The following is a 25,263-nucleotide window of genomic DNA, read 5'->3' on the forward strand; positions in this document are numbered from 1 at the left end:
GATGCCTTCGCTCGGCGATCTGATCGCACCTCGCCGACTCGGCCGAGACTTTCGGTGGCTGCTCTCGTCGTCGTGGACAAGCAACCTCGGCGATGGGATCGCGCTGTCCGCCGCTCCGCTATTGATCGCTTCCCTCACCTCCTCGCCCTTGCTGGTGGCTGCCGGCGCCATGATGCAGTTCCTGCCGTGGCTGCTGTTCGGGCTCTTCGCGGGCTCCATCGCCGACCATCACGACAGGCGGCGACTCGTCATGATCGCCAACGGGTCGCGAGCATTGATCGTGGCGGGACTCGTCGTCTTTCTTGCCACCGGTCAGGTCACCGTGTGGATCGTTTTGGCCACCGCCTTCCTTTACGGCACGGCCGAAGTCTTCGCCGATACCGCGGGGAGCACGCTCCTGCCGATGATGGTCCGACCCGCCGATCTCGGCATCGGAAACGCGCGGCTCCAGGCGGGGTTCCTCGTCGGCAATCAGCTCGCCGGACCGCCGCTGGGCGCGTTCCTCTTCGCCGCGGGGTCGTTCTGGCCGTTCGTCGTGCAGATCGTCTGCGTCAGCCTCGCGGTGATTCTCATTTCTCGGATCGCACGCACACCGGTCCCACCCAAGGATGAGGTGGCGCCGGACGCCAAGGCTCATCCGATCCGCGAGGGTCTGCAGTGGCTGCGCGGCAACGCGCCCGTGCGCACACTCGTGGTGATCATCCTCGTCTTCAATGTGACGTGGGCTGCTCCATGGGGCGTCCTCGTGCTCTATGCGACCGAATACCTGGGCATGGGACCCGTCGGGTTCGGAGTGCTCACGACCGCCTCGGCGCTCGGCGGGCTCGTCGGCACGATGTCGTTCGGCTGGCTCGAACGACACATTTCGTTCGCGACGCTGATGCGCATCGTTCTGTCGCTCGAGGTGCTCATGCACCTGGCCTTCGCGCTGACCACTTCACCCGTGATCGCGTTCATCATCATGTTCGGGTTCGGCGCGTACGCGTTCGTGTGGGGCACGATCTCGACCACCGTGCGTCAGCGACTCGTACCGATGCCGCTGCAGGGGCGCATCGCGTCGGTCAACATGGTCGGCGTCTTCGGCGGACTCGTGATCGGGCAGCTTCTTGGCGGACTTATCGCCCAGGCGTGGGGGCTGACCGCGCCGTGGTGGTTCGCCTTCGGCGGCTCGGCGATCACGTTGCTGCTCGTCTGGCGGTCAATCTCGTTGATCGCCGCAGCGAAGCCGGTGCTCGATTCGGAAGAAGTCGAACGGATAGGTCCCGAGGACGAGCCCGGTGCCGGCGGGATGCCTCTCCCCGACCGCTAGGAGAGAAACAGCAGCTCAGTCCTCGAACGCTCCGTAGACCTCGAGCGTGTTCGCCGCGAGCTGCGCGCAGAACCCGTCGAGGTCCACGCCGAGTTCGTCGGCGATGAAGCGCACCGTGACCGGAATCAGGTACGGCGCGTTGGGCCGCCCGCGGTGCGGGGTCGGCGTCAGGAACGGAGCATCCGTCTCGACCAGAATCCGCTCACGCGGCGTCACTGCGAGCGCGTCGCGGAGGTTCTGAGCGTTCTTGAAAGTCACATTGCCGGCGAAGCTCAGGTAATAGCCGGCGTCCGCAGCGACGCGCGCCATCGCCTCATCACCCGAAAAGCAATGAAAGACCGTGCGGTCTGGGGCGCCCACGCGGGTGAGTGTCTCGAGGACGGCCTCGTGCGCGTCGCGGTCGTGGATCTGCATCGAGATGCCGTGCTTCTTCGCCAGGTCGATGTGCGCCTCGAAGCTCTCGTACTGTGCCGGGATGCCGTCCGCCTCGGTGCGGAAGAAGTCCAACCCCGTCTCGCCGATCGCACGCACGCGCGGCTGCACCGCGAGCTCATCGATCACCGCGATCGCGGCGTCCAGCTCCCCGGCGGACTTGTACGCGGGCGCTTCGTTCGGGTGGATGGCGACCGCGGCCAGAACGCGGGGGTGGGATGCTGCCGCCCACGCCGACCAGCGGCTCGAGTCGATATCACCACCGGCTTGCACAACACCGATGACGCCGATGGCCGCGGCACGCTCGAGCTGCTCCTCCAGCGAGAGCGGCTCGTCGCCGTCTTCGATCTCGAGGTGCGCGTGGTTGTCGTACACCGGGACGTTCAACGGATCGGGGGCCGCAGGCCAGCGCACGTCACCACGACCGTCCTGCGAGCGCGAGCGGACGTACTGGCTCGGGTCGCTCACCGGCGCTCAGACGCTCTGCTCGACGCGCGGGAAGAGCGGGGCCAGGGCGTTCACCGTAGCTCCCGGGCGCAGCCCGCCCCAGGTTCCGGCTTCGCGGATCGGCTGGGCGGTCAGGTGACCGAGTGTGTCACCCGCACCGAGGGCGACCCAGAGCTTCTGTGTCGCGACCGGCATGACCGGCGACAAGAGCACAGCAAGCGCACGAAGGCCCTCGGCCGCGGTGTACAGCACCGTGCCCAGCCGCGCACGCTGCGCCTCGTCTTTTGCCAGTGCCCAGGGCTCGTTCTCGGTGATGTAGAGGTTCAGGTCGTCGACGATCGTCCAGATCGCGGCGATCGCTTCGTCGATGCGAAAGCGCTCGATCGCAGCGTCGGCGGCGGTGACGGCATCCGCCACCACCGTCTGCACTCGAAGGTCACGCTCGGTGTACTCCGCAGGCGGCGGGACGGTGCCCTCGAAGTAGCGATCGATCATGGCCGTGGTGCGCGAAGCGAGGTTGCCAAAGCCGTTGGCGAGCTCGGCCTGGTAGCGGGCCGAGAGGTCTTCCCACGAGAACGAGCCGTCCTGCCCGAACGCGATCGCCGACAGGAAGTAGTAGCGGTACGCGTCCGACCCGAACACGTCGGTGATCTCGGTCGGCGCAATACCGGTGAGCTTCGATTTCGACATCTTCTCGCCGCCCACGAGCAGCCAGCCGTGCGCGTAAACACCGCGGGGCACGTCGACCCCGGCTGCCATCAGCATCGCCGGCCAGATCACCGCGTGGAAGCGCAGAATGTCTTTGCCGACCACGTGATACGCCGGCCAGCGCCGCTCGAACTCGTCGAGCCCGGAGTTCGACGAAGGGCTGCCGTCGTGAGAAGATGCAGCGCCGTATCCGACGGCGGTCGCGTAGTTCAAGAGCGCGTCGACCCAGACGTAGATGACGTGCGACTCGTCCCAGGGCACGGTGATGCCCCAGTCGATCGTCGACCGCGAGATCGAGAGGTCTTTCAGCCCGTTCTTGACGAACGAGACGACTTCATTGCGCGCCGACTCGGGGCGGATGAAGTCGGGCTGCGTCTTGTACAGCTCGAGCAGCTTGTCTTGGAACTCGCTGAGCTTGAAGAAGTAGTTCTTCTCCTTCAGCAGCTCCAGCGGCTTGGAGTGGATCGCGCAGACTTTGAGGCCCTCGAAGGGTCCGGTGCCGAGCGCGATCTCGGAGTCCGTCTTGAACTCCTCACAGCCCACGCAGTAAAGCGCCTCGAACTCGCCGGCGTAGATGTAACCACGGTCGTAGATCGCCTGAACGAACTGCTTCACACGCTCTTCGTGACGAGGCTGGGTCGTCCGGATGAAGTCGTCATTGGCGACATCGAGCGTGTTCAGCACCGGAAACCAGGACTCGCCGACGAGCCGGTCGACCCATTCCTGCGGGGTCGCTCCGTTCGCCGCAGCGGCACGCATCATCTTCTGACCGTGCTCGTCGGTGCCCGTGAGCATCCAGGTGTCGTCCCCGGCCTGACGGTGCCAGCGCGCAAGCGTGTCGACCGCCACGGTCGTGTACCCGTGGCCGATGTGCGGCACATCGCTCGGGTAATAGATCGGGGTCGTGATGTAGAAAGATTCGCCGGTGGGCATGGGAAAGATTCTACGTGCGACGGATGCCTCAGCCCGCCGTGTGACGACTCTCGAGCGCTGCCTTATAGAGGTCTCGCGAGGGATGCCCGGTGAGGGCAGCGACTTCGGTCGAGGCATCCTTCATCCGCGTGCCAGCCGCCACAGACTGCAGCACCTGTGCGACGGCATCGGGAAGGGCCACCTCGCGGGGAGCAGCTCCCGCCACCACGATGACGAGTTCGCCGCGCACACCAGGCTCAGCCCAGGCGGCGAGCTCCTGCAGCGTGCCACGGGCGATCTCCTCGTGGAGTTTCGTCAGCTCTCGGCAGACCGCCGCGCGGCGGTCGGCACCGAGCGACTCGGCCATGTCGGCGAGGGTCGCCGCGACACGGGTCGGCGCATCGAAGAACACCATCGTCCGTTGCTCGGCCGCGAGCGCGCGGAAGGCGGTCATCCGCTCGCCGTGTTTGCGCGGAACGAAGCCTTCGAACGTGAAGCGATCTGTGGGCAGGCCCGAGACGGCGAGCGCCGTGAGCACGGCGCTCGGGCCCGGGATCACGGTGACGGTGACCCCCGCAGCAGCAGCGGCCGCCACAAGTCCGTAGCCGGGGTCTGAGACCGTGGGCATGCCCGCATCCGACAGCACCAACACGTCCTGCGTGCGCGCGAGCTCGACGATCTCGGGAGCCCGCGCCTTCTCGTTGTGGTCGTGCAGCGCGATCAGACGCGGACGATGAGAGATGGCCAGCGCCGCGAGCAAGCGCTGTGTCGTGCGGGTGTCTTCGGTGGCGATCACGGTCGTGGTCTCGAGCGCGTCGATCAGACGGCGCGAGGCATCGCCCAGATTTCCGATGGGCGTCGCCGCGAGGATGATCACGGGCCCAGCATAGGCTTGCACGCGTGACGATTACCGCCGCGCCCCCTGCGCCGTCGCCGCGTGCGCGTCGCACCGTGCTCGACCGGTTGACCGCGCGCGTGAGCGGCGACCCTCGCCTCGTGCGTCTATGGCGCTGGTTGGCGCCGACGATCATCACGGTGATCGCCGGGATCCTACGACTGTGGAATCTTAGCTCTCCGCACGCATTCGTCTTCGATGAGACGTACTACGTCAAGGACTCCTGGACGCAGTGGAACCTCGGCTTCGCCTCGGGGTGGCCCGAGGCGGCAGACGAGCGATTCCTCGCGGGTGAGACCGACATCTTCACCACGGTCGGCAGTTTCGTCGTGCATCCGCCGCTCGGCAAATGGTTCATCGGACTCGGCATGGGCGTGTTCGGGCCTGAGTCCGGTTTCGGCTGGCGCATCGGCGTCGCGCTGTGCGGCACCGCGACGGTGCTGGTGCTGTACCTGGTCGCCAAGACCCTGACCGGCTCGCTCGTCTTTGCTTCCGTGGCCTCGGGTCTCATGGCGATCGACGGCCTGGCGATCGTCATGAGTCGCGTGGCGCTGCTCGATATCTTCCTGACGTTCTTCGCACTTCTGGCGTTCTGGTTCGTGCTCTTGGACCGTCGGCGCCATCTCGAGCGCGTTGCTGGGGTCGTCGCCGCCCGTTCTGTCGATGGCGAGCCCCCCGCGTGGGGTCCGGTGTTCTGGAATCGCCCGTGGATCGTTGCCGCAGGCGTCGCGGTCGGCGCGGCGACCGCCGTGAAGTGGTCGGGGCTCTATGTCGCGGCTGGGCTCGGCGTGTACCTCGTCGTGACAGACGCCCTTGAGCGCCGGCGGGCGGGCGTCACTTTTTGGCCGATGGATGCTGCGTTCCGTCAGGGCCTCGTCACCTTCGTCCTGTTCATCCCGGTGGCGTGTGTGGTCTATTTATCGTCGTGGATCGGCTGGCTCGTGACCGCGGCCGGCTATGACCGCCAGTCCGTGCCCGGGTCGCCGCTCGCGAGCCTGTGGACCTATCACGAGGCGATGTACGGATTCCACGTCAATCTCGATAGTGCGCACGGTTACGCGAGCCCGGCATGGCAGTGGCCGTTGCTGCTGCGACCCACGTCGATGTACTTCCACCGCGATGACCTCGGGCAGGCTGGATGTGAGATCGCGAACGGGTGCGTTCAGAACATCTACAGCATGCCGAATCCGCTGATCTGGTTCGCTGCGGTCGCCGCCGTGATCTACCTCGTCGTGCGGTTCGTGATGACACGCCGCTGGCAGTATGCGATCGTGCTCACCGGCGTGGCTGTCACTTACGTGCCGTGGTTGCTGTACCCGGAGCGGACGATCTTCCAGTTCTATACGATCGCGATTCTGCCGTTCATGCTGCTCGCCCTGACCTTCGCACTTCGCGATGTCGCCGGAGGCGCCTCGGACGATGCCTATCGCCGCACCAGCGGCCAGCGCACGGTCTGGGTGTTCCTCGCGGTCGTCCTCCTGCTCTCCGCCTTCTGGTACCCGGTCCTCACCGCCATGCCCGTGCCGTACGACTTCTGGCGCATGCACAACTGGCTGCCGACCTGGGTCTAGTCCTCCTCGGGCAGGAGCGGGTGCACCGGGTAGAGACCGAGGTCGGGCTCGCGGGACGGGGCGAACCTGATGCGTTCCCGGCGCCCTCGATTCGCCGGTCGGCCCGGGCCTTTGAAGGGAACTGTCGGCGCAAACTGCCCCAGGGGGTCGTACTTCTCGCCCTTATCGGCGTTCCACCCGATCGCCGTGTCCATCTTGTGCCGCAGGTCCGCCACCGTCCGTTCAAGGACGTCGAAGCCCAGCGGATTCAACCGGTACCAACGCCACTGGAGTTCGGCGCGCACATCGACGTAGTGGGCATTCCGCAGGTGGCGGAGGTGCTTCGAGACGGCGGTCCTGCTGATTCGAAACTCCCAGCCCACGACGTCGGCGAGTTGCCCGGCGGTGTGTTCGCCGCTAGCCAGGATCTCCACCAGGCGGAGCCGTGCGGGTTCGGCGAGCGGTTCGAAGACATTCATGAGGTTCACGGTAGGGTCCGAGTCGTGTCGCGCGGGCACTGTTGCCGCAATCTGTGGGTGACCTGCCCGCTCCGCGATGCGGGAAGGAGAGGATGCGCCGGCCCCCGCTGGCTGGACACCCTCTGGAACGAATTGAACTTCCCGTTCACACAGCACTCCTCTGAACGAATTCAACTTCCCGTTCACACAGCACTCCTCTGAACGAATTCAACTTCCCGTTCACACAGCACTCTTCTGCGCACCCCCGCGGCGAGACACCGCTGTGTGAGCGGGAAGTTCACTGACCCTGTGTGAGCAGGAAGTTCAATACCTCTGAGAGATATGCGCGGCGCCCAGCCGTGAACTCGCGCGCCCGAATGCGCCGACGGGATACGATCGAAGGCTATGTCCGCGCCCGAACCCGTCATCTCTTATCCGCCCGAGCTGCCCGTCAGCGCCGCCAGGGATGAGATCGCGCGCGCCATTCGCGACAATCAGGTCGTCATCGTCGCCGGCGCTACGGGATCGGGCAAAACGACCCAACTTCCGAAAATCTGCCTCGAACTCGGTCGCACGCGAATCGCACACACCCAGCCTCGACGCATCGCTGCGCGAACCATCGCCGAACGCATCGCCGAAGAACTCGAGGTCCCGCTCGGCACCACGGTCGGGTACAAGGTTCGTTTCACCGACAAGGTGTCGGAAGACACGCGCGTCGCACTGCTGACCGACGGCATCCTGCTCAATGAGATCCATCGCGACCGGCTGTTGCGCCGCTACGACACGATCATCATCGACGAAGCGCACGAACGGTCGCTCAACGTCGACTTCTTGATCGGGTATCTCACCCGCATCCTGCCCAAAAGACCCGACCTCAAGGTCATCGTCACCAGCGCGACGATCGACCCAGAGAGCTTCGCCCAGCACTTTGCGGATGCCTCGGGCACCCCCGCGCCGATCATCGAGGTGTCGGGCCGCACGTATCCCGTCGATATCAGATACCGGCCGGCGGCCGACACCGATGACGACGTCGACGGCATCGCCGCGGCGCTGAAGGAACTCGATCACGAGCCCACCGGTGACGTGCTGGTGTTCCTCCCCGGCGAGGCAGAGATTCGCGACGCGATGGATGCCGTACGTGGAATGTATGCGAAGGATGCTGCGCCGACAGAGGTGCTCCCCCTCTATGGTCGACTGAGCTCGGCAGAGCAACATCGCGTGTTCGAGCGGTCGACCGTGGCGGGCGTGCGGCGCCGGGTGATCCTCGCGACGAACGTTGCCGAGACGAGCTTGACGGTTCCCGGCATCCGCTACGTCATCGATACCGGTACTGCGCGCATCTCGCGCTACAGCAATCGCACGAAGATTCAACAACTCCCGATCGAGGCGATCTCGCAGGCCTCGGCCCAGCAGCGCTCCGGCCGCGCGGGCCGCACAGCACCGGGCATCGCGATTCGGCTCTACGCCGAAGACGACTTCACCAGCCGTGAAGAATTCACCGAACCCGAGGTCCTGCGCACGAGCCTGGCTGCGGTCATTCTGCAGATGCTCTCGCTCGGTTTCGGCGACATCCAAGAGTTCCCCTTCCTCACCAAGCCCGACTCCCGCGGGGTCAAGGCCGCCTTCGATCTGCTGATCGAACTCGGCGCGGTGGCCGATACCCGCCTCACCGATCTCGGTCGCGAACTCTCACGCCTCCCGATCGACCCGCGCTTCGCGCGCATGCTCATCGAAGCGCGGCGCACCGGCGTCCTCCCCGACGTGCTGGCGATCGTCGCGGGGCTGTCGATTCCGGATGTCCGCGAGCGCCCCGAAGAGCGTCGCGAAGAGGCCGACCGACTTCACGCCCGCTTCACCGACCCGACGAGCGACTTCCTCAGCCAGCTCAACCTCTGGAACTACCTGCAAGAACACCAGCGCGAACTCGGCTCGAGCGCCTTCCGCAGGCTTTGCCGCAGCGAGCACCTGAACTATGTACGGGTCAGGGAGTGGACGGACGTCCATCGCCAACTCACATCGCTCATCGGCCGCACCAAGGGCTCTGGCGACGATGCCGCGGACCCCGACGTGATCCACAGGGCGATCCTGTCAGGCCTGCTCTCGCACATCGGCATCCTTGATGAACGGCAGGCTCCACCGGCGAAGGGGACAAATGCGAAGCCCGCGCGCCGCGACCCGAAGTCCGATACCTACCTCGGAGCACGCGGCGCACGGTTCTCGATCTTCCCGGGCTCGGGGCTGAAGAAGAAGCGACCGACCGCAGTCATGGCGGGCGAACTGGTCGAGACCAGTCGACTCTTCGCGCGCACCGTCGCAGCGATCGACCCGGAGTGGGCAGAACCTCTCGCCGGAGACCTCGCCAAGCGCAGCCTGAGCGAGCCGCACTGGTCGAAAGCCTCGGGCGCAGCATCCGCCTACGAAAAGGTCACGCTGTTCGGCGTCGAGATCGTGCCGAAGCGACGGGTTCAGCTCTCGCGATTCGATCGCCCCTTCGCCCGCGAGCTGTTCCTGCGACACGCGCTCGTCGAGGGCGAGTGGGACCCCTCACACCTCGATAAGCGGCTCACCGCTTTCGAGCGCCGCAACTTCGAACTGCGCCGGCGACTCGAGAAGATCGAGGAACGCGAGCGTCGCCGTGACATCCTCGTCGGTGATGAGGCCGTCTATCGGTTCTACGACGCACGGCTTCCGCGTGATGTCTTCGATCTGCGATCCTTTGAAGCGTGGTGGAAGGATGCCTCCGCCAAAACACCGCGACTGCTCGACATGTCTGAGGCCGACCTGTTGGACGAGGCATCCCGCGGCGACGAACGAGACTTCCCCGCCCGGTGGCAACAGGGCGACCAAGTCATCTCGCTCGCCTATCGGTTCGAACCGGGAGCCGTGGACGACGGTGTGACCGCCGTAGTGCCGCTTGCGCTGCTTGCGCAACTCCGACCCGACGGATTCGACTGGCAGGTTCCGGGGATGCGCGACGAACTGATCACCGCGCTGCTGCGTGCCCTGCCGAAGTCGATTCGCCGGCACGTTGTTCCCGCCGCGGACTGGGCAGCGACCTTCTCTGCAGAACTCGCAGGAAGCGGTCCCGAGTCGCACTCCGGCACACCACCGATCGCGCTGCTGGACGCGCTCGCAGCCCGCATCCAGCGTGTCGCGAACCAACCCGTCACAGCGGCAGACTTCGAACTCGAGCGCGTACCTGGCCACCTGCGCATCTCGTTCCGCGCCGTCGATGAACGAGGACGACAGGTCGGCACCGACCGCGACCTGCAGATCTTGCAGCGCACACTCGCCGATCGAGCGCGCACCTCTGTCGCGCGTTCCCTCCGCGCTCCGGACGAGCGTCCGGGCGCGCCACGCCCTTCAGCTGGCACCGCGACCGCACCGCTCGTGGCGAACTCGGGGTTCACCGAGCGCGCGGGCTTGACCGAGTGGGACTTCGGGGAACTTCCCGAAGTCGTCGACACTCGAGTCGCTGGCGGAATCGTCCGCGGGTATCCCGCGGTCGTCGATGACGGCTCGAGCGTGTCGCTGCGTATTGAGGCGACGCCTGAGGCTGCAGCATCCCGCACACGCAACGGTGTGCGACGACTTCTCCTCCTTGCCGTTCCGTCCCCCGCCGCGTACGTGCTCGAACACCTCACCGCTCCGGAGAAGCTCGCTCTCGCGGCATCCCCCTATCCGAGCGCCAAAGCCCTCATCGAAGATGCTCGGGTCACCGTTGCCGACGCAGCGATCGAAGGCTCAGCGAGTGGTGCACCAGTGCGCACGCGTGCCGGCTTCGACGCCGTACGGGACGCGTTCTCTGCGGCCGTGGTGGATGAGCTCTTCCGAACCGTCTCGCTCACCGCACGCATCCTCACGGCTTCGCGCGATGTCGATCGCGCCGTGCGCAGTCAGAACTCGCTCACGCTCCTCGGCGCGCTGAACGATGTGAAGGCTCAAACCGCCGGGTTGATCTACCCAGGGTTCGTCTCTGCCACCGGCGCTGCGCGCCTGGTGCATCTCCCCCGCTACCTCCGCGGCGCTCTCGATCGCATCACGGCTCTCGCCGAGAACCCGGGGCGGGATCGCCAGCGCATGACGGAGTTCGAACGGGCAGCCTCGGCATACGCCGAGGCCGGTGGGAAGATTCCCCCCGGCCCCGGTGCAGCAGATTCACTCGTCCACGCGCGCTGGCTGCTGGAGGAGTATCGGATCAGTCTGTTCGCGCAGACCCTCGGAACAGCCGAACCGGTGTCGATCCAGCGGATTCAGAAGGCGCTGCGCGGCACATAGCGCTACCCCCCGTTGCCCAGCACTCCGATCAGTCCGGAGATGATCATGTAGAGGGCCACCGCCGAAACGAGCACCCAGATTCCGACGCGCGTGGTCGAGGCGGGTTTGCGATCAGCCATCTGCTAGTTGCCCGACCGACGACGGTTGAAGACGTCGAATGCGACTGCCAGGAGGAGGACGAGTCCCTTCACGACCTGTTGCCATTCGATGCCGATACCGAGGATCGACATGCCGTTGTTGAGCACACCGATGATCAGACCACCGATGATCGCGCCGCCGATGGTTCCGACGCCGCCCTGAACAGCTGCACCACCGATGAATGCTGCCGAGATCGCCTCGAGCTCGAAACCGTCACCGGCCTTGGGACCGGCGAGGTTCAACCGCGCGGTGAAGATCAATCCGGCCAGCGCCGCCAGCACGCCCATGTTCACGAACAGCCAGAAGTCAACGCGCCGGGTCTTGATGCCCGAGAGCTCGGCAGCGTGACGGTTGCCGCCGATCGCGTAGATGTGGCGGCCGAAGACCGTCCGGTTCATCACGATGCCGTAGATCAGAACCAGGATCGCGAGGATGACCAGGGTCACCGGGATTCCCTTGTAGGAGGCGAGCGCCCAGGTGAAGAATCCGATCGCGACGGCGATGAGCACGAGTTTGGCGATGAACCAGGCGACCGGCTCGACCTCCTGGCCATACTTCTGTCGTCCGCGGCGAGTGCGCACCTGCTGGGTGATCAGTGCGGCAATGGCCAGCGCGCCCACCAGGAGCGTGAACACGTCCGGATCGGCCTCGCCGAAAACGCCGTCGATGAAGCCGTTGCCGAGCGCGCGATATTCCGTGGGGAACGAGCCGATGTTGGTGTTGCCGAGCACCACGAGGGCGAGCCCGCGGAAGATCAGCATTCCCGCCAGCGTCACGATGAACGCGGGTATGCCGACGTAGGCGATCCAGAACCCTTGCCACGCCCCGACCGCCGCGCCGATAACCAGCGACAGGATGACCGAGAGCCACCAAGGAAGTCCCCAGGTGACGGCGAAGACGCCGGAGCACGCGCCCACGAACGCAGCGACGGAACCGACCGACAGGTCGATGTGTCCCGCGATGATCACCATGACCATGCCGATCGCGAGAACGAGGATGTATCCGTTCTGCACGACGAGGTTCGAGATGTTCTGCGGCCGCAGAAGGATGCCATCCGTCAAGAAGGTGAAGAGGGCGACCACCACGACGAGCGCGATGAAGATGCCGTTCTTCCCGAGATCGGCGATCAGGTGGCTGATCCAACTCGTGAACTTGTTCTCGGGAGGGTTGACGTTGCCGCCTACTGCGGGCGGTTCGGAAATAGTCGAAGTTGACATGAGGATCTCCTGGCGCCCGCTAGCGGGGCTTCTCCATGGTCATGAGTTTGAGGACGGTTTCGGGGGTGGCCTCTTCGATCGGCAATTGGCCGGTGATGCGCCCCTCTGAGAGCGCATAGACCCGATCGCAGATCCCGAGGATCTCGGGCAGTTCGGAAGAGATCACAATGATTCCCTTACCCTCAGCCGCGAGCTTGTTGATGATCGTGTAGATCTCGTACTTCGCGCCGACATCGATGCCGCGAGTGGGCTCATCGAGGATGAGCACCTCGGGATCGGCGTAGATCCACTTGGACAGGACGACCTTCTGCTGGTTGCCGCCGGAGAGCTTGCCGGTCTTGACCAACACGCTGGGCGCCTTGATGTTCATGCTCTTGCGGTACTCGTTCGCGACCTTGAATTCTTCGTTGTCGTTGACGAGTCCTGCCGTCTCGAGCTTTTTGAGCGACGCCATCGAAATGTTCCGCTTGATGTCCTCGATGAGGTTCAGTCCGTAGGTCTTGCGGTCTTCCGTGGCATACGCGAGCCCGTTGTCGATCGCTTCGGCGACGGTGCGGGTCTTGATCTCATTGCCCCGCATGAAGACTTTGCCCGAGATGCGCGACCCGTAGCTTCGGCCGAAGACGCTCATGGCGAACTCCGTGCGTCCGGCGCCCATGAGGCCCGCGATACCCACGATCTCGCCGGCGCGGACATCGATCGACACGTCATCCACCATCACTCGCGTGGGGTCCTGCGGATGATGCGCAGTCCAGTTCTCGATCCGCAGAAGCTCTTCACCGAGGTTCGGCTCGTGGTCGGGGTATCGGTGCTCGAGGTCTCGACCGACCATGTCCTTGATGATGCGGTCTTCGGTGACATCTGCCTTCGCGATCGTCTCGATCGTCTTTCCGTCACGAATGACCGTGACACGGTCGGCGACCTTCTTGATCTCGTTCAGCTTGTGGCTGATGATCACGGACGAGATGCCTTCTTCACGCAGGCTGAGGATCAGATCGAGCAGGTGATCGGAGTCCTCGTCGTTCAGCGCCGCCGTCGGCTCGTCGAGGATGAGGAGCTTCACTTCCTTGGACAGCGCCTTCGCGATCTCGACGAGCTGCTGCTTGCCGACGCCGATCTGCTTGATCTTCGTCGTCGGGTTCTCTTTGAGCCCCACGCGAGCGAGTAGCTTCGCCGCCTCGAAGTTCGTCACGTTCCAGTCGATGAGCCCGCCAACACCCTTGCGCTCATTGTTGAGGAAGATGTTCTCGGCGATCGACATGTGGGGGCTCAGGGCGAGCTCCTGGTGGATGATGACGATGCCCTTCGCCTCGCTGTCGCGGAGGTTCTTGAATTGCACTTCGTCGCCGACGTAGATGATCTCGCCGTCGTACGTGCCATGGGGGTAGACCCCCGACAGCACCTTCATGAGCGTGGACTTACCCGCGCCGTTCTCGCCGCAGACGGCGTGAATTTCACCGCGTTCGACGGTGAATGTGACATTCGATAGCGCCTTGACACCGGGGAATGTCTTGGTGATGCCGCGCATCTCCAGAATGTTGCTGGTCATGTTCGCAGACTTCCTCGTTTGGACTGACAGGGGGAGCGTAGCGGACGAATGACGGTGGGAGAGGGATTCTTCCCTCTCCCACCATCATCCTTGGGTGGTGGGGTGAGCTGGGCTCGTTAGAGACCCAGGTCCTCCGCCGTCCAGTAGCCCGTGTCCACCAGAGCGGACTCGACGTTGTCAGCCACGACCGGCACCGGGCCGAGGAGGTACGACGGCACGATCTTCACGCCGTTGTCGTAGGTCTCCTCATCGTTGACCTCGACCTCGTCGCCGTTCAGTGCCGCAACGGCCATGGCCGCCGCGACCTTCGCAAGCTCGCGCGTGTCCTTGAAGATCGTTGCGAACTGCTCGCCGGCAAGGATCGCCTTGACCGAGTCGATTTCGGCGTCCTGGCCTGAGATGATCGGCCACTCGTCACCGGGGCTGTAGCCGGCGCCCTCGAGCGCCGAGATGATGCCTCGCGAGATACCGTCGTAGGGCGACAGAACTGCGTCGACCTGCGTGCCATCGGAGTAGTTCGCCGTGAGGAGGTCCTCCATGCGGCTCTGGGCGGTCTCGCCGTCCCAGCGGAGCGTGGCGGCCTGCTCGATCGTCGTCTGACCCGACTGAATTTCGAGCGTTCCGTCTTCGATCAGGGGCTCCATCACGTCCATGGCTCCGTCGAAGAAGAAGAACGCGTTGTTGTCGTCCAGCGATCCTGCGAACAGCTCGATGTTGAACGGGCCTTCGGGAGCATCTGCAAGCGGTGCTCCTTCGAGGTCGGTGAGGCCGAGTCCGTTCAGGACCGTCCATGCCTGCTGCTGACCGACGAGAAAGTTGTCGAAGGTCGCGTAGTAGTCGACGTTCTCGGTGTCGCGGATCAGGCGGTCGTAGGCGATGACGGGGATGTCAGCGTCTGCGGCGGTCTGCAGGACCTCCGAGAGTGTGGTTCCGTCGATCGAGGCGATGATGAGCGCCTCGGCGCCCTTGGTGATCATGTTCTCGATCTGCGAGACCTGGGTGGGGATGTCGTCCTCTGCGTACTGCAGGTCGACGGTGTATCCCTCGGCCTCGAGCGCTGCCTTGACGGCGTCGCCGTCGGCGATCCAGCGCTCCGAGCTCTTGGTGGGCATGGCAACGCCGATGATTCCGCCGCCGCCTTCGCCTTCGCCCGAGCCGGTGTCGCCGGATGTTCCCGAGCATGCTGAGAGCATCAATGCTCCTGCCGCAACTGCGGCCAGAAGGATCTTCTTGCCTTTCACTGTGTGTCCTTTCTTGGGACTTCGTCGTCGTTTTGGTGCTGGTCGTGCTCGATATTCAGTTGTTCCCTCGTTCGGCCGGGGATGCCCGGGCGAGCTCGGAGTCCTGTCCGTAGACGTTGTGATACCGGACGTAGAGCCGGTCGATGTCGTCTTGCGGAATGGGGATCAGTGGTCCACCTTGACGGGCGAGGTGGACAGTACGCGCGACGTCCTCGAGCATGACGGCGGACTTGACCGCGTCCTTCGCTGTCGGACCGATCGTGAATGGGCCATGGTTCTGCATGAGAACCGCTGTCGAGCGGTGGCCGGTGAGGGTCTGCACGATTCCCCGCCCGATGGAGTCGTCGCCGATGATCGCGAACGGGCCGACGGGTACGGGCCCGCCGAACTGATCGGCCATCGCCGTGATGACGCAGGGAATCTGCTCGCCGCGGGCGGCCCAGGCCACCGCATACGTCGAGTGCGTGTGCACGACCCCGCCCACCTCCGGCATGTGGCGGTAGACGTAGGCGTGGGCAGCGGTGTCGCTGGAGGGAGCATGCTCGCTTCCGGGTGTGCCGGCAACGACGACGCCCTCCAAGTCGCAGACGATCATATTCTCGGGAGCCAGGTCGTCGTAGGCGACTCCCGACGGCTTGATGACGAAGAGATTCGCACCGGGGACGCGGCCCGAAACGTTGCCTCCTGTCCAGACCACCAGGTCGTTGCGGACGAGTTCTGCGTGAAGGCTTGCGATCTCAGCGCGCACACGGGCAATGGCAACCTCGGTACGCACGTTCGCCGCGTAGCTTTCACGCGTATCGATGTCGCCCACCTTGGCCACGTGACCAACCCCTTCGTTGTTCTTGCACTGCCCGGTCGATGTGACCGTTCACATTGCGCAACTATAGCGACGGTTCCACCCTCGATGTCAACATCGCGACGTATCGGGTTGGTAACGGCTATTCAGGCCCAGGGCACCGGACCGGTTGAGGCCCGAACGACGAGCTCAGGCAAGATGACCGGAACCGGGTGCGCCGCCTGACCTTCGTCGGGAGTGAGCAGAAGTTCCACGCACCGGCGTCCCAGCTCAGCGAAGTCTTGGCGGACAGTCGTCAGCGGCGGCCAGAAGTGGGCAGCCTCGGGGATGTCGTCGAACCCGACGATGCTGATGTCACGCGGAACGTCCAACCCCTCATCGCGGATGGCGTGGATCAGCCCCAAAGCCATCTGATCGTTGGAGGAGAAGATTGCGGTGAAGTCCCGCACGCGCAGGAGCTCGCGCCCGGCGTAGTAGCCGAACTCCGCTGTCCAATCACCGAGCACCGGCGCTGTGGTCGGAATGTCGCTGGCGGACATCTCTTCGAGAAAGCCCTTCATGCGTGACTCTGCTTCGATCCAGTCCTGCGGTCCGGCGAGGTGATAGATCTGCTGATGACCAAGGCTGATCAGGTGTTTTGTCGCAAGGCGCGCGCCCGCAATCTGGTCAACGGTGAGGGTGTGGTCAGGATCGAGCCCGGTGGACTGCAGAGTGACATAGGGGACATCGATGCGCTGCGCGGCAAGCGAGCGGAAGACGCGCATCTGCGGGGCGATCACAACGAGGCCCTCGATGGACTGGGCCATCAGGTGGGCAAGTCCCGCCCGAATGGAGTCGGGATCGGATGCCACGATGTTGGCGGTACTGACCCAGTAACCTCGCGCCCTGGCCGCAGATTCGATCGCCGCAATGCTCGACGCCGACCCGTACTGGGTGCTGGAGGCCGAGAGCACACCGATCGTCCGCGATCTACTGGTGACCAGCGCTCGCGCAGCGCGGTTGGGCGTGTACTGGAGTTCGGCCATGACCGCCAGGACGCGATCGCGCGTTTCGGGACGGATGCTCGGGTGATCGTTGAGCACACGCGAAACCGTCTGGTGCGAGACGTCCGCCAGGCGCGCGACGTCGCGGATGCTCGGCCGCCGGCCGCTGGCATCCTCGACCATGCGTGCTCTACTTTCGATTCCGAATGCGCGTCGTGACGCCGATTTCTCGAGCTCGGCATGCGCACGGTCACATTGCTTCTGCCTATTATGCACAACCCTCGCAATAATCCCGAGCACGAATGTGACAGTCACATTCCCTGGGAGCCATTCTTCGAGCCCTCGAAAAAGGTCGCGGCAGATCAGATGTCGCGGGGCGTACGCTGAGGGCATGGCGGACCTCTTCAACAACCTCCCGCTGAGCAACAAGGTTCGACACGACGAATCCCACGTCACTTCCGACCGGCGGTTGGCTGTGGCAGACACCATTGATCAGGCCGCCGTGTGGCTGGCGGAAGCATCCATCCCAGAAACGTCGCGAAACGAACTTGCGCGAGCTTTCCTCAGCGACGCGCGGATCGTCGCCGACAACGTGCCCAACTCATCTCCCGGCACCGTGTCCATGCTGACCGAATCAGCACAGCAGCTTCGGACCGGCAAGAAACAGAGCATCCGCGCGTTGTCTCACGCCCTTCGCGCGCTGTTGCTCCTCGGCATCGCGCTCGATCGCTCCCCCATTGTTCCGCCGCTGACGTCAGGATCGGTCGCGCTGTATGCCGCGACGTCTGCTTCTTTCGACCGGCGGGCGGTCATCGCCGGGCACTCGATCCGCGCGACCGACGCCGATTGGGCGTTCGGTAACGGACCGGTGCTGGAAGGCACCGCACTGGGGATCGTCGGGTTTCTGCTGGGCATCAGCGACAACCCACCCGCATCTCCTCCTCCGCGCGAGAACTTCAAGCCGTAGTCCGGGCCGTCGTCCGAGCCGTCCTCCGCGCACCGTCGCAACAGTTCGACACACGATCCCGCGTCGATCCGCTGCGCACGCCACAATGGAGCGCATGTCGACCTCTTCCCGTGCGTTCTCCACCGCCCAGGTGCAGGCGGGGTTCACGCCCGGAGTGGCCGAGAACACCGCGATCCCCAGCATCCATCAGTCCAATGCTTTCGAATTCACGTCGCTGACGCACGCGCGTGACCTCTTCGCGCTCCGCCGCGACGGCAACATCTACAGTCGTGCCGCCAACCCCACCGTGCTCGTTTTCGAGCGTCGGGTCACCGAACTCGAAGGCGGCATCGCGGCCGCGGGTGTCGCATCGGGGCAGGCTGCGGTCGCCGTCGCGCTGTTGGCTTTGGCAAAGCAGGGCGAGCACATCGTGGCGGCTCGTCAGCTCTACGGCGGCACCGTCGACTTGCTCGCTGACACATTCCCGGATTGGGGCATCGAGGTCACGTTCGTTGATCAAGATGATCCGGATGCCTGGGCCGCCGCTGTTCGTCCGACCACACGAGCACTGTTCGCGGAGTCGGTGACCAACCCGATCGCGCAGGTGCTCGACATGCGTTCCGTCGCCGCAGTGGCGCATTCGGCCGGGGTGCCGCTCGTCATCGACGCAACCGTCGCCACCCCCTACCTGCAGCGCGCGAAGGACTTCGGCGCGGACATCGTCGTCCACTCAGCCACGAAGTTCTTGGGAGGGCACGGCACGTCGCTGGGCGGAGTCGTGATCGACCTCGGAACCTTCGATTTCAGCGCGGAGCCTGCCCGGTGGCCACAGCTCAATGAGGAGTATGCACGCGTGCGCGGCGCGAGCCTCGTCGAGCGATTCGGCGCGACCGGCTCGCCGTACATCTCACTCGTCAAAACGAAGTACGTTCACGACCTAGGGCCGTCGCTTTCGGCCTTCAACGCCTTCCAGCTTCTGCAGGGCATCGAGACGCTCGACCTCCGCATGGATCGCCACAGTGCGAACGCCCTCAAGGTGGCACAGTTTCTCGAGTCGCATCCCGCGGTCGCGGCGGTGCACCACCCGGGCCTGGAGTCCAGCCCCTGGAATCACCTCACCAGCGAATACCTCGCCCGTGGCGCAGCATCCGTGTTCGCATTCGATCTGCACGCGCCCGCCGATCCCGAAGCGGCCTTCGGCGCGGTCGAGGCGTTCATCAGCGAGCTCGAGGTCATTCGACTCGTCGCCAACATCGGCGATGCGCGCAGTCTCGTCGCTCACCCCGCCTCGATGACGCACAGCCACATGAGCACAGAGCAGTTGTCGGAGGCTCGGATTTCATGGGCGACCGTGCGCCTGTCGATCGGCATCGAAGACGCGGGTGACTTGATCGCCGATCTCGACCGTGCACTGTCGACCGTTCCTCTCACGCACATCGCTGCGAGGGCAGCTCACCACTAACCTCGAAGGATGACTGAATCGTCCTCGCCCAGCCTGCGCTGGGGCATCCTCGGGCCCGGCGGCATCGCCCGCGCGTTCACCAGCGATCTGCGAACCGCGGGGCGGGAAGTCGTCGCCGTCGGCTCGCGAAGCGCCGAGTCGGCAGCCGCGTTCGCGAGCGAGTACGGCATCCTGCACGCGCACGGCTCGTATGAAGAGCTGGTCGCTGATCCCGACGTCGACATCATCTACATCGCGACGCCGCATCCGTTCCATGCCGAACAGGCGATCCTCGCGCTCGAAGCCGGCAAGCACGTGCTCGTGGAGAAGCCGTTCACGCTCACGGCGCCAGAGGCGGCACGGGTGCGCGATGCCGCCCGAGAACGCGGTCTGCTCGCGATGGAGGCGATGTGGACGAGGTATCTCCCCCACATGGTGCGCATCCGCGAGCTCGTCGCCGAGGGCGCGTTGGGCGAGGTGCGCGCCGTCTTCGCCGATCACACGCAGAAGATCTCGAGCGAGCCGAACCACCGGCTGAATGCGCTCGAACTCGGCGGTGGAGCACTGCTGGATCTCGGGATCTATCCGATCTCGTTCGCGTGGGACATCCTCGGCGCACCGACCGCCATCAGCGCACACGCGCACCTGGGCGAAACCGGCGCCGACATCGAGGTCGCGACGATCTTCACGCACGAATCCGGGGCGCTTTCGACAACGCTGTCAGCGGCGCGGTCGGCCGGCCCGAACACCGCGGCGATCGTCGGCACCGAAGCGCGCATCGACATCGACCGAGTCTGGTACAGCGCGACCTCGTTCCGCCTCGTCGCGCCGGACGGCACAGTGCTCGAGTCTTTCGAATCGGCCATCGACGGCCGCGGGATGCAGTATCAAGCGATCGCCGCCGAGCAATACATCGCTCGAGGACTCACCGACAGCGACATTCTGCCGATCGATGAGACGGTGGCGATCATGGGCACCCTGGACGAAGTTCGCCGGCTCGTCGGCGTGACCTACCCGCAGGAGAAGTGACGTGCCCGACCTGCAGAACCCGCGCGTCGCGGTATATCTCGACTTCGACAACATCGTCATGAGTTGGTACGACCGCGTCCACGGGCGCAACTCGTACGGGCGCGACCGCCAGCGGATCGTCGAGACCCCGACCGACCCCGATATCGCCGAGCGCCTCACCGCCGCGACGATCGACGTCGGCGCGATCATCGACTACGCGGCGTCCTTCGGCACGCTCGTCCTCACCCGCGCGTACGCCGACTGGTCTTCACCCGTGAACGCCATCTATCGCTCGCAGCTGGTCGCTCGCGCGATCGATCTGGTGCAGCTCTTCCCGGCGGCCGCGTATGCGAAGAACGGCGCCGACATCCGGCTCGCGGTCGACACTGTGGAAGACATGTTCCGCCTTCCCGACCTCACCCACGTCGTGATCGTTGCCGGCGACAGCGACTACGTTCCGCTGGCACAGCGATGCAAGCGCCTCGGCCGCTTCGTCGTCGGTGTCGGCGTTGCCGGCTCCACCGCGAAGTCCCTTGCGGCGGCGTGCGACCAGTTCGACGCGTACGACGCTCTACCGGGCGTGGCGCGTCCGTTGGTGGAGAAGGCGGATGCTGCGCCTCGCTCCCGTTCTCGCAAAAAGGTGGCCGATCCGGCCGCAGAGCTTCTCGACCGGGCCTTGCGACTCGAAAGCGACAAGGAAGACGCCGAGTGGCAGCACGCGTCGGCGGTGAAGAGCCTCATCAAGCGGCTGGACCCTGCCTTCAGCGAGAAGGGTCTGGGGTTCAAGAGCTTCACTGACTTCGTCAAGGCGCATCCCGCTGTGGCCGAGGTCGACGAGTCCACCAACATCGTGCTGATCAGGTTGCTCCCCGACCGACGCTGAGGATGACCTCGCCTCACATGAATCGATTCTCATGTGCACCACCTTGAGACCTGAATCGTTTGTCAGGTAGTGTGCTCGACGCGGCACCCCCCGCCGCATCCGCGCCTTACAAGGAGGTATCAAGCGCATGGCTTCTGCCGCGTCTTCCCCTGCCACCACCAAGCCCTCAAGCTTGCGTCGTGTCGTCACCGCATCGATGGCGGGCACCGTCGTCGAGTGGTACGAGTTCTTCCTCTACGCCACCGCCGCGACCCTGGTCTTCGGTCCGGTCATGTTCCCGCCGTCGGATGACCCGTACGCGGGCATCATCGCGGCATTCGTGACGTACGCCGTCGGCTTCATCGCGCGACCGCTCGGCGGAATCGTGTTCGGTCACTTCGGCGACAAGTACGGCCGGAAGAAGCTGCTCCAGTTCGCGATCATCCTCGTCGGTGTCGCCACCTTCCTGATGGGCTGCCTCCCGACGTTCCAGCAGATCGGCTACCTCGCGCCGGTCCTGCTCGTTCTGCTGCGCTTCGCTCAGGGCTTCGCCGTCGGTGGCGAATGGGGTGGCGCCGTTCTTCTGGTCGCCGAGCACTCTCCGAACAAGTCACGCGGCTTCTGGGCCTCGTTCCCGCAGGCTGCCGTCCCCGTCGGAAACCTCCTGGCGACCGTCGTACTGCTCGTGCTCAGCCGCACTCTCAGCGAAGAGGACTTCCTGAGCTGGGGCTGGCGCGTCGCGTTCTGGCTGTCTGTCGTCATCGTCGCGGTCGGCTACTACGTCCGCACCCGCGTCACCGATGCCCCGATCTTCATCGAGGCTCAGAAGGCCGCCGACGAGTCCAAGGCCACCCGTTACGGCGTGCTGGCAGTCCTCAAGCGTTACCCCCGCGGCGTCATCACCGCGATGGGCCTGCGCTTCGCGGAGAACATCATGTACTACCTCGTCGTGACGTTCTCGATCGTCTACCTCCGTACCGCGCTCGAGATGGATGTCGCCTCGATCCTGTCCTGGCTGGTGATCGCCCACGTCGTGCACATGATCGTCATCCCGCTGGTCGGACGCCTCGCTGACAAGATCGGCCGTCGTCCGGTCTACTTCATCGGTGTCATCTTCGCGGCGACCTGGGGATTCATCGCATTCCCGATGTTCGACACCCGCGACCCGCTGATCATCATCCTGGCGATCTGCCTCGGCCTCGTGATTCACGCCTTCATGTATGCGCCGCAGCCGGCGATCATGTCGGAGATGTTCCCCACGCGCATGCGCTACTCGGGTGTCTCGCTCGGATACCAGGTGACCTCGATCGTCGCGGGTTCACTCGCGCCGATCATTGCGACCGCGCTGCTGTCGAGCTTCGGATCGTACATCCCAGTCGCGATCTATCTCGCCATCGCCGCGGGCATCACGCTGATCGCGGTCATCTCGATGCGCGAGACCAAGGGAGCAGACCTGCACGAGCTCGACCGCATCGACGACGAGCGTACGTCCAGCCAGGCTGATGAGGTCCTGACTCGGACCTGAGCCTCACCCTGCAGAAGCCCCGTCCCGCACTCCAGCGGGATGGGGCTTCCTGCGCGCCCACAGCGATGTCAGCGCAGGAGCGCGCGCAGGGCCTGGATGGTGTCGGCCTCGCCCGCACGCTTGTCGGGGCGATACCCCCTCACACGGGCGAAGCGGAGCGCTGCTCCCCCGGCATATCGGGTCGAGCGCTGCACGCCGTCAATCGCGATCTCGACGACTGTGACGGGTCGCACGTGCACGGCGTAGTCGCTCCGGTGCGTCTCGATCGTCGGAAAGTGCTCGGTCTGCCAGCGCAGGGTTTCATCGGTCAAGCCTTTGAACGTCTTGCCCACCATGACGAACCCTCCGGGCTCGCCGAACTCGCCCTCCGGGTCGCGGGCGGCGAGGTGCAGGTTCGACAGCTGACCCGTGCGCCTTCCCGACCCCCATTCGACCGCGACGACGACCAGGTCGTAGGTGAGGACGGGCTTGACCTTGATCCAATCCTTGCCTCGGCGTCCCGCAGCATAAACGGAGTCGAGCGCCTTCACCATCACGCCCTCATGGCCGATGGCGAGCGCCTCGGCAGCGAAGGCTTCGGCGGTGGCACCATCCGCCGCCTGTCCCGCCGTGTGGATACCCGGAACCCGCCATGCGCGTGCAACCCGATCGAGCACCGCGAGGCGTTCGCTCAGCGGCTCGTCGATGAGGTCTCGACCGTCCAGGTGCAGGATGTCGAAGAACCACGGACGCAGAGCAACGCTTTGTGCGGTCTCTGAACCGAAGCGGGCCATCGTGTCTTGGAATGGGCGCGGGCCGCCATCCTCGTCAAGCGAGAGCGTTTCTCCGTCCAGGATCACGGCCTCCACGGGCAGAGACAACGTCGCCGCGACGATCTCAGGCACGCGGTGGGTGATGTCGGCGAGGTTGCGGGTGAAGACCCGCACCTCGTCGCCACGCCGGTGCACCTGCACGCGTGCACCATCGAGTTTGTATTCGACGGATGCCTCTCCCCCGAGCATGTCGATGGCCTCGGCCACTGCCGCCGCCGTCGATGCGAGCATGGGCATCACCGCCCGACCGACGATGAGACCGATGGATTCGAGCTCGACGGCCAGCCCCGTCAGCGCAATGACGGCAGTCTCACCCAGATCCCCGGTGAGCATGGCAGCCCGACGAACGTCGGCGAGTGGACGGTCGGATGCTGCGGCCACCGCGTCGGTCACGACGCCCTGGAGCGCGCCAGTGCGCAGCTCACCCAGAATGACGCGTGACAGAAAGTCCCACTCCGGCGCGGTCGCGCGGGATGCAAGTGCGGCGAGTTCCGCGCGACGCGTTGCGGTGGAACCGGTTCCCTCGGTGGCCGCCAGCCGCGACAGCGCCGCATCGACGTCCGCCACCGTGAGCGACTGCTCGGTCGCGTGCGACACCTCGAGGCTCGTCAGCGTCCGCCAGCCGATGCCGATGCGTCCCTGACGGGGTTTCGCGAGCAACAGGCCGATTGCGGGCGCGATCTCGTCGGGTGTGAACGCGCGCAATACCTCGGCGAGGGCCGTGACCTTCGCCCGCCGTGACGGAGTGGCGGCGACCTGCTCGGTCGCCGATACGAGATCTGCGAGCGGCATCACCGCGACACCACCTCACGAATCGCCGGGGCGAGCTCGGGATGCGCGAAGCGGTAGCCGGCGCTCTCGAGGACGTCCGGAATGACCCAGCGGCTCTTCAGCACGAGTTCGGGCTCCGTGCGCAGCGCCCACATCGCGGGTTCGAGCATGAATCTCCATGCGGGTAGCCCAATCGGCATGCGCACAGCCTCGCGGAGAGTCGCCATGAGGGTGCGATTGTCGCTGGGTGCGGGCGAGGAAAGGTTCACCGCGCCTGTGATGTCATCGTTGTCTCGGATGAATCGCACCGTGCCGACCACGTCGTCGAGGTGGATCCAGCTGAACTTCTGCCGACCGCGTGAGCGGTGCCAGTGCATCTTCACGGCGCCTGCGGCGTCTGGCCCGATACTGCGGTAGCGGCGATGCGCGAACCATGGGCCGTCGTACTGCGGCCCGCCGAGCCCGAACCGCGCGAGGCGCTCGAGGATGCCGGTCGCAGGTCCGTCGCCGAGCACGATCGCCATCCGCAGGGCGACGCGCCGGGTGTGCGGCAGCTCACCATCGAAGAAGGCCGCCTCCCACGCCCGCGCGACATCTACCGAAAAGCCCGCGCCGATGTCTCCCTCCGACTCGGTCTGCGGGCGGTCGAGCGCGTAGCGGTAGATCGTGGCGGTCGAAGCGTTGAGCCACAGTCGCGGCGGGGTCGCAGCATCCGTCACTGCACGGCGTAGCTGCGCCGTGGTGTCGACACGCGATCGAAGTATTTCGTCGCGGTTCTTGTCGCTGTATCGGCAGTTGACGGACTTGCCGGCAAGGTTCACCAGAATCTCGGCTCCGTCCACGAGTGCCTGCACAGCCTCGGAATCGATCCAGCGGGCGTCGGGTCCGTCTCTGCCGATCACCCGCACCTCATAGCCGTCCGCGCGAAAGGCGTCGGCGAGCGCACGGCCGACGAAGCCCGTGCCGCCTGCGATGACCACGC

Annotated in this window: 19 protein-coding genes; 8 read left to right on the plus strand and 11 right to left on the minus strand. The window is 65.2% G+C overall.

What is annotated here, in order from left to right; translation table 11 throughout:
* The first annotated feature begins 1 nt into the window (after window position 1).
* On the plus strand, window positions 2–1,309 hold the full coding sequence (locus tag LG299_RS04385) for an MFS transporter (RefSeq protein WP_404433747.1): 1,308 nt from the start codon (window positions 2–4) through the stop codon (window positions 1,307–1,309).
* Between the two features lie 15 nt (window positions 1,310–1,324).
* On the opposite strand, the gene LG299_RS04390 is transcribed toward LG299_RS04385, so the two are convergent.
* The 3 genes from LG299_RS04390 to rsmI are packed head-to-tail and all read right to left on the minus strand — an operon-like array spanning window position 1,325 to window position 4,685.
* The gene (locus tag LG299_RS04390; RefSeq protein ID WP_404433748.1) at window positions 1,325–2,209 is read right to left on the minus strand and encodes a TatD family hydrolase; all 885 of its coding nucleotides are present in this window, start codon (window positions 2,207–2,209) and stop codon (window positions 1,325–1,327) included.
* Window positions 2,210–2,215: 6 nt separating this feature from the next.
* Complete coding sequence (gene metG / locus LG299_RS04395; protein WP_404433749.1) at window positions 2,216–3,829, minus strand: methionine--tRNA ligase; 1,614 nt, start codon at window positions 3,827–3,829, stop codon at window positions 2,216–2,218.
* 28 nt (window positions 3,830–3,857) lie between these two features.
* On the minus strand, window positions 3,858–4,685 hold the full coding sequence (gene rsmI / locus LG299_RS04400; RefSeq protein WP_404433750.1) for a 16S rRNA (cytidine(1402)-2'-O)-methyltransferase: 828 nt from the start codon (window positions 4,683–4,685) through the stop codon (window positions 3,858–3,860).
* A gap of 23 nt (window positions 4,686–4,708) precedes the next feature.
* On the opposite strand from rsmI, the gene LG299_RS04405 reads away from it, so the two are divergent.
* Window positions 4,709–6,274, plus strand: a complete 1,566-nt coding sequence (locus tag LG299_RS04405) for a dolichyl-phosphate-mannose--protein mannosyltransferase (RefSeq protein ID WP_404433751.1) — start codon at window positions 4,709–4,711, stop codon at window positions 6,272–6,274.
* On the opposite strand, the gene LG299_RS04410 is transcribed toward LG299_RS04405, so the two are convergent.
* A complete protein-coding gene (locus LG299_RS04410; RefSeq protein ID WP_404433752.1) occupies window positions 6,271–6,732 on the minus strand; it encodes an ArsR/SmtB family transcription factor in 462 nt (153 codons plus the stop codon). The genes LG299_RS04405 and LG299_RS04410 overlap by 4 nt on opposite strands.
* 384 nt (window positions 6,733–7,116) lie before the next feature.
* Here LG299_RS04410 and hrpA point away from each other — a divergent pair, with 384 nt between their 5' ends.
* On the plus strand, window positions 7,117–10,989 hold the full coding sequence (gene hrpA, locus LG299_RS04415; RefSeq protein WP_404433753.1) for an ATP-dependent RNA helicase HrpA: 3,873 nt from the start codon (window positions 7,117–7,119) through the stop codon (window positions 10,987–10,989).
* 122 nt (window positions 10,990–11,111) lie between these two features.
* On the opposite strand, the gene mmsB is transcribed toward hrpA, so the two are convergent.
* From mmsB to LG299_RS04440, 5 genes are all read right to left on the minus strand, one after another.
* Window positions 11,112–12,344, minus strand: coding sequence for a multiple monosaccharide ABC transporter permease (gene mmsB / locus LG299_RS04420; protein ID WP_404433754.1), 1,233 nt, complete (start codon window positions 12,342–12,344; stop codon window positions 11,112–11,114).
* 19 nt (window positions 12,345–12,363) lie between these two features.
* Complete coding sequence (gene mmsA / locus LG299_RS04425) at window positions 12,364–13,893, minus strand: multiple monosaccharide ABC transporter ATP-binding protein (RefSeq protein ID WP_404433755.1); 1,530 nt, start codon at window positions 13,891–13,893, stop codon at window positions 12,364–12,366.
* Window positions 13,894–14,009: 116 nt separating this feature from the next.
* A complete protein-coding gene (gene chvE / locus LG299_RS04430; protein ID WP_404433756.1) occupies window positions 14,010–15,134 on the minus strand; it encodes a multiple monosaccharide ABC transporter substrate-binding protein in 1,125 nt (374 codons plus the stop codon).
* Between the two features lie 55 nt (window positions 15,135–15,189).
* Window positions 15,190–15,909, minus strand: a complete 720-nt coding sequence (locus LG299_RS04435; RefSeq protein WP_404434801.1) for an L-ribulose-5-phosphate 4-epimerase — start codon at window positions 15,907–15,909, stop codon at window positions 15,190–15,192.
* A 170-nt stretch (window positions 15,910–16,079) separates the two neighbouring features.
* Window positions 16,080–17,099: a LacI family DNA-binding transcriptional regulator gene (locus LG299_RS04440; protein WP_404433757.1), complete on the minus strand. Its 1,020-nt coding sequence runs from the start codon at window positions 17,097–17,099 to the stop codon at window positions 16,080–16,082.
* Window positions 17,100–17,307: 208 nt separating this feature from the next.
* Between LG299_RS04440 and LG299_RS04445 the strand changes: the two genes are divergently transcribed.
* The 5 genes from LG299_RS04445 (at window position 17,308) to LG299_RS04465 (ending at window position 22,698) form a co-directional block, all read left to right on the plus strand.
* The gene (locus LG299_RS04445; protein WP_404433758.1) at window positions 17,308–17,883 is read left to right on the plus strand and encodes a hypothetical protein; all 576 of its coding nucleotides are present in this window, start codon (window positions 17,308–17,310) and stop codon (window positions 17,881–17,883) included.
* 94 nt (window positions 17,884–17,977) lie between these two features.
* Entirely contained in the window at window positions 17,978–19,324 is a 1,347-nt protein-coding gene (locus LG299_RS04450) for an O-acetylhomoserine aminocarboxypropyltransferase/cysteine synthase family protein (protein WP_404433759.1), read from the plus strand.
* Between the two features lie 9 nt (window positions 19,325–19,333).
* On the plus strand, window positions 19,334–20,332 hold the full coding sequence (locus LG299_RS04455) for a Gfo/Idh/MocA family protein (RefSeq protein ID WP_404433760.1): 999 nt from the start codon (window positions 19,334–19,336) through the stop codon (window positions 20,330–20,332).
* 1 nt (window position 20,333) lies between these two features.
* The gene (locus LG299_RS04460; protein WP_404433761.1) at window positions 20,334–21,194 is read left to right on the plus strand and encodes an NYN domain-containing protein; all 861 of its coding nucleotides are present in this window, start codon (window positions 20,334–20,336) and stop codon (window positions 21,192–21,194) included.
* 127 nt (window positions 21,195–21,321) lie between these two features.
* On the plus strand, window positions 21,322–22,698 hold the full coding sequence (locus LG299_RS04465; RefSeq protein ID WP_404433762.1) for an MFS transporter: 1,377 nt from the start codon (window positions 21,322–21,324) through the stop codon (window positions 22,696–22,698).
* Window positions 22,699–22,766: 68 nt separating this feature from the next.
* Here the strand turns inward: LG299_RS04465 and LG299_RS04470 are convergent, their stop codons facing one another.
* On the minus strand, window positions 22,767–24,302 hold the full coding sequence (locus LG299_RS04470) for an ATP-dependent DNA ligase (RefSeq protein ID WP_404433763.1): 1,536 nt from the start codon (window positions 24,300–24,302) through the stop codon (window positions 22,767–22,769).
* The gene (locus tag LG299_RS04475) at window positions 24,302–25,261 is read right to left on the minus strand and encodes an epimerase (RefSeq protein ID WP_404433764.1); all 960 of its coding nucleotides are present in this window, start codon (window positions 25,259–25,261) and stop codon (window positions 24,302–24,304) included. The genes LG299_RS04470 and LG299_RS04475 overlap by 1 nt, the downstream gene beginning before the upstream one ends.
* Between the last annotated feature and the right edge of the window lie 2 nt (window positions 25,262–25,263).

Source organism: Microbacterium lacus, assembly GCF_044794305.1.
Classification (GTDB): Bacteria; Actinomycetota; Actinomycetes; order Actinomycetales; family Microbacteriaceae; genus Microbacterium; species Microbacterium lacus_B.